Origin of the sequence: Halobacillus sp. BBL2006, from assembly GCF_000786645.1 — a bacterium.
Lineage (GTDB): Bacteria > Bacillota > Bacilli > Bacillales > Halobacillaceae > Halobacillus.
Window position 1 is genome coordinate 1 of sequence record NZ_JRNX01000017.1, and the last position, 6,027, is coordinate 6,027.

3 protein-coding genes are annotated in these 6,027 nt (G+C 36.5%); 1 reads left to right on the forward strand and 2 read right to left on the reverse strand.

What is annotated here, in order from left to right:
• The first annotated feature begins 194 nt into the window (after positions 1-194).
• Complete coding sequence (locus LD39_RS00625) at positions 195-962, forward strand: tyrosine-protein phosphatase (protein ID WP_035541732.1); 768 nt, start codon at positions 195-197, stop codon at positions 960-962.
• A 74-nt stretch (positions 963-1,036) separates the two neighbouring features.
• On the opposite strand, the gene LD39_RS00630 is transcribed toward LD39_RS00625, so the two are convergent.
• Both LD39_RS00630 and LD39_RS21670 read right to left on the reverse strand, forming a co-directional pair.
• Complete coding sequence (locus LD39_RS00630; RefSeq protein WP_035541735.1) at positions 1,037-2,137, reverse strand: acyltransferase family protein; 1,101 nt, start codon at positions 2,135-2,137, stop codon at positions 1,037-1,039.
• 361 nt (positions 2,138-2,498) lie between these two features.
• Positions 2,499-5,852, reverse strand: a complete 3,354-nt coding sequence (locus LD39_RS21670; protein WP_052158656.1) for an Ig-like domain-containing protein — start codon at positions 5,850-5,852, stop codon at positions 2,499-2,501.
• Positions 5,853-6,027 lie beyond the last annotated feature (175 nt).

Sequence of the window (6,027 nt, forward strand, 5' to 3'; positions counted from 1 at the left end):
TTTTCTTTTTTATATTAAATTTATTCATGTTAGAACTTCCTATTTTGTGGTAAACAATTTATAATGAAAGAATGAGTTCTATATAATGAACTTGTTTTGATATTTATTATACTTATTTTTTTGCAATCCTTGTTCTTTTTAAAGGACTGGTAATCTACGAAATAAAGATATAATCATAGAAAGAGGTGGAAAGAATGATTGATTTGCATTGTCACATTCTTCCCGGTGTCGATGACGGAGCAGAGACAATGGAAGAAAGTATTGCAATGGCGAAAGACGCTGTGAAGGAAGGGATTGAAACAATCGTAGCTACCCCGCAGCATATGACCAGCAACTTTTATAATCCTAATCATTCTATCATCAGTAATGTAAAGGATTTGAATAAGAAACTGAAAGAAGAGGGAATTCCTCTTGATGTGGTTTATGGGCAGGAAGTAAGAATGAACAGCGAATTTATGAGCGCCCTGGAAACGGAAGAAATTCTTTCGATTAACCTTAAAAGCAAGTATATATTCATAGAGCTGCCATCGAATGTCGTACCTAATTACACGAAAAATGTGTTATATGAGCTGCAGATTGCGGGATATAAACCAATCATTGCTCACCCTGAACGGAATAAGATGCTGCAGGAGCAGCCTGACCTCCTCTATCATCTTGTGAAAAACGGAGCAATTACGCAGATCACCGCAGGCAGTATCGCAGGAAAGTACGGACGCTCCGCTCAAAAGCTTGCGTTCAAAATGATTGAGTCTAATTTGGCCCATGTGGTAGCTTCGGACGCACGTGATACGAAGAAGAGGAAATTCTACATGAAAGACGCCTATGACAAGCTGAAGAAAAAATACGGAATGGACATGGTGTACCAGCTTATGGAGAATGCCCATGTGATTTTGGATGGTGAGATGGTTTATACAGATCCACCGGAGCGGATTAAAATGAAAAAAGGATTAGGGATTTTTTAATTCTATGAAATCGAATCCAAAGTAATAAAAAGAAGAAGCGTCCGTAAGAGGGACGCTTCTTCTTTTGCTTTACTTTAGGATACTTTCGTTTTTGGTTGATCGACTTTAACAGGAGTTCTAGGCATATTGATTTTTCCTGCAACAAGAGCACCGTAAGGAATTAAATTCAATAGATAAACCGCAATCATCGGCAGACCAACTCCTAAAATAAATAAGAGCGCAATGTGAAGTTCGAGTGTCATATTAAATGGAAGGCTGTCGAACCAGCGCACCATATTATATTGAACCAATGGATGCAGCAGATAAATGCCGTAAGAACAGCTGCTCACCCATAACACGAACTGTGGCGTTTTCTTCAATCTCATCGCAATCAAATAAAGGAGACAGAAGACGAAAAACGTATAAACGACGACATCAAAGCGTTTGGAAGAAACAATCGTATAAAAACCAGAAGCTCGGATATAAAGTGGAATTAATCCTGTAATGATAACCGCAGGAATGACGTAATACTTATATTTTTTCACCATATCGAGGAAGACGTTGATATGTTTACCGGCATAGTACGCAACGGTAAAGTAAAAGATCCATCCGAGAAACGGAAGCTTATAATGGTCCCAAACGAAAGCGATAGCAGGAAAGCCGCTGCTTCCTTTTAAGTTAAAGAAACCTAAATAGAGTACGTTGATGATTAAGGATAAGCCAATCATGACTAATGGAGGATAGCGGTCAAAGTATTTTTTCAATAAGAAGTGCAAGGCATAGAATTGGAAAATGATCAGAACAAAATAGCCATGCCATAGGCCAAGTACGGTCTTATCAAAGAATACATCAACGAACGCGCTCCATGTAATGCCTTCTCCGGCCCATAATCCGTAAAGCGTGTATAGGACAGACATGACGAGATAAGGAACGAAGATATAGAGGACCCTCTTTTTCCAGAAGGCTTTCGGTTTAGGCAGCCGATCTGGATAAGAATACGAAAGCAGAAACTCTGAGATCATGACAAACACTGGAGTCGCAAACATCAGTGTCATTTTGAATTGATAGAACATAACTGAAGTAAAGGCAGATAGTTCATAGTTTTGTTGAGATAAGGTAAAAGAATGAATTAAGACGACGCATAGACAAGCGATGAAGCGAATGAAAAATATTTCATTAATATAAGCTCTTTTCATTATAGGCTCCTTTATATTTACAAATTCCTTTATAGTTTATCTGGTTTTGTAGAAAAAAGGAACCCTAGATTGATAGTATGCATAAGAAAATACTAATTCGTCTCATTATCTGTCCAACTTTCCTAATTATCACCATATGTATAGAGATTTTCCTAAAGACTCAATTTAAAAAGAGAAAAGCCTGAAGCGTGGATGCTCAGGCTTTTCTTATGGTATTGTTTGTGAAAAATCTTCGGGTGTCAAGGAAATATTGTAATTCATTATAATCTGCCTATGAGAAAACCCCTTATAGTAGATAAGTTTCTTTATAATTACTTACTTCGCAATTTCATATTAGTAACTGATGCTAGAATTACTGAAACTATATTATTGTGTTATTTTCAGTATTAATGCGGTAATCAGCTGATGGATGGTGAAGAGAAGTGGAATAAGAAGCTCCATCTAAGAGTATGTTCCGGCAAAAATAAGATTCAGCCTGCGCTGCTAGAGCGTGAGGTCTATTACCCGGTCCGTAAAATGTATTGGCAAATATTCTAAAATTATTGGTTCGGCTATATACTTGGAGATGTGATTGATCAAAAGTATTATTGTGGAGAGCTATACTGTTACCAGCACTTAAGATTACACCATTCCTAGAAGTGACCGTGTTATTTCTAAAAACATCACCTTGCATCGTCTCCCATCCATCTTCCCAATCAACATCACACGCAGGGGTCCTTCCATTAGAATTATTGCTAAATGTACAACTATCGATTAACCAACCTTCTCCTCCAGTTAAAGCTAATCCTGTACTGAAATTATCTTCAAAACGACAATTAACAATTTCACAGAATCTTGGCATTCCCACTGTTCTAATAAATACAATGGCCCCAAAGTCAGTGTCTAAAGTATCGGGGGCATTTTCTTGGTAGATAACCAGTCGAACAAACACAGCATTGACGGGTTTTTCATAGTTGAAAAATTGGAGGTTGTATTCCTGATGACTGATGAAACTCTTGTTTATATCATAGAAGAAGATCGTATATAGTCTCGACCTAAGGTATGGATAAGAATAGTAACCCTGATTATAGCCAACCATATAATAGCTCCCGAGACCGGTAATATCTAAATAGTCTCTGTATCTCCATGTATTACTAGTTGGTGTACTGCTGTTCGAACCATCACTATTTATCTTACCTTGTTCCCAGTTTAGCCCTACACTTGTCGACTCGGTACCTAATTTCCTTACATTCGTACCCGTAATAAAATTAAATCCAGGTGATTCATTAAAAGAACAATTCTCCCAAGAGCATTGGTTGGATTCTTTTATATGAAAGGTTAAACAAGACTCGACTGATTGTTCAAGAGTGGTTTGCTTGGCTTCACCGTAAAATTTTCCATTAATAAACTTACAATCGTTTACATCTTGATCATAGTAAAACATCGTATAACCTGAATATGTCTTAGAGCTAGGTTCGATTTGAATATTGGAATGATTCCATTCGACAACCATATTTGAAGGAGGAAGTAGTGTTCGTGCATCTGGAGTGATTAAGTAATTTCCTTGTGGAAAAACAATTTTTCTATATCCATTACTAGAAGCAAAATTAAATACTTCTTGAATACCATCTGTTGTAGAAATTGAGTCGGTTAGATCGTTAGATATGTTGAATTGATTAATGGGGACGTAGTAGATTTGACTCTCCTCAATTAATTCTTCTTCCAGAATGCTTACTGAAACATTAAAGCTCTTAGAAAACGTCCTGGTAGGGTCAAATGCAGTAATAGTTGCTGTGCCTTCGCTATGCCCCTGTAATATACCATAAGGAACAGAGGCAACCGCAGCATTTGATGTTTCCCAAATAATATAGTTGCTATCAAAAACATCGAAAGGTAAGGTTGTAGCCATCAAAGGGTACTCTTGCCCTACCTTAATAGATTTGGTGATACGATTCAATGAAATTCCTTCTAAGGTTCTATTTGGATTTGGAGGCTCTATACTAGTTTCGCCAACGGAGACCTCCACATAGTCAAAGAATTTCTTCCCTAGATATTCCATTGTTACTGTAATTTGAGTTTCTCCATCTAGTACACCGGTTAAGACACCCTGTTCGTCGACAATAACCAAACCCTCATTACCACTCTCGTAGTCTATTGAAACTAAATTATTATAATATCCAGGGTAGGTTTTTATAGCCAAGGGTTGAGACTCACCAGCTAATAGGGAAACATTTGAGGGAACAACGTCAAACCCTCTCAAAGTTTCATTTTTTTTTATAGAACTATCTTTACTCAGCATTTCTTCTTCGGATAAGGAATGATCAATGATTTCAAAACTAGATAATATGGTTGTTGAACTATTTGCGTTTACGTGGTTTCTCCTTAATAAAAGATTCTCACTTTTAATTGTATTGACCCACTGTGCAAAATTATTAGCGGTATTTACTTCTGACACATACCCGTTTAAATACATCTGTGCTGTTCCATTTGAACGGATGGTCACAATGAAGACATTTTCTTCATTATCTAAAATAGCGTTAGTGTACCTTTCTATGGTTGAAGTGTTTACTTTTCTTCCTGATTCATCGGACATTAGCAATGAGTTTTCTACTCCGTTTTTATCGAGATATCTAAAATAGGCGTAAAGAAATCCATTTATGAAAAAGGAAACAACTTTAAAAGATCCCGTTTTAAAAAAAGAACTATTTGGATTATATAAACTAATAATGAAAGTCATTCCATCGTCGTTCATATCATAAGAGAGGGAGGAATCAGTAGTGGGAACTGTAACGTAACTGCTTGCGTTAAGGGTTAATCCTAATTCGTTGACAAAACCATATGTTCCGTCATGAGAAACACCATTTAAAGTAGCAGGTAATTGGGATACCTCATCGTAAATGGTGTTATTGGTAGAACCGCTTCTATTTCTAAAATTATAGTACAAAACGGGTGTCTCCACTATAATGTTTACTGTATCTGAATAACCACCTTCCACAGAAGTAGCTGCAATCACTACTTGGCCGTCATTAATAAGCGAAACCAATCCATTAGAATCTACTGAGGCAACTGATTCATTACTCGATGACCAAATGATATCCTTATTTGTTGCATTTTCTGGCTCAATGGTTGCGACTAGCTGCAACGTCTCCCCTTTTCGTGCCATTAATTGAGATTGACCCAATGAAATCCCGATTACTGGAATTTCATTCTCGGGACAACAATCCTCTAGAGCTTCATTAATTTTTTGGTTAACTTCTTCTTTTGTATAGAATTCCTCATGAGTATGGTCAAGATCAGCCTGTTGGTCTAAATGATCTTGTAAGAGATTAATATCTTCAATCTCATGGGTGTGTAACGGTTCACCATAAGGGTTGAAATTGTTTCTTATATTCCCATCTGAAGATTCAGGAACTGGATAGTTGTATTGATACGTATAGATCTCTACTGCTTCTCCATTTTCGTATTTTTTGATTGTATTTTGGTAATTAAAATACTGATAAGGGTCGGCTGTATATTTAACTCTAACTTTCAAACCATTATTTGCAGAATTGAAAAGAATAGTTCCGCTATCATAATTAACATTAAATTCCTCTTCTGCAGGCGCGCCTTCCACTTCTGAAAAATCAATCAAACCATTCATATCTGTAACCATTACTGAAGAATTTTCCAATGGTAGTTCTGTAAGCTGGACAGCTCCTTCACTTAGTTCAAAAGTTTCTTCAAGATTTACCGACAAGGTTAAAACCTCCTTTAAATAAAAGTAGTCGTAATCTACTCTTCTCGAGAACACTTAAAATAAAGAATTTTTGGGAACGGATTACATCCATTTATTTATACGGGGACTCCAACAAAATATGCATAAAAAAAGTGCTTCCATTTTAGCGAATGTTATTAATAATAGAAAAATAAAA

Coding starts and splice junctions, on each gene's coding strand:
- LD39_RS00625 (WP_035541732.1), top strand. CDS start 195: ATGATTGATTTGCATTGTCACATTCTTCCCGGTGTCGATGACGGAGCA.
- LD39_RS00630 (WP_035541735.1), bottom strand. CDS start 2,137: ATGAAAAGAGCTTATATTAATGAAATATTTTTCATTCGCTTCATCGCT.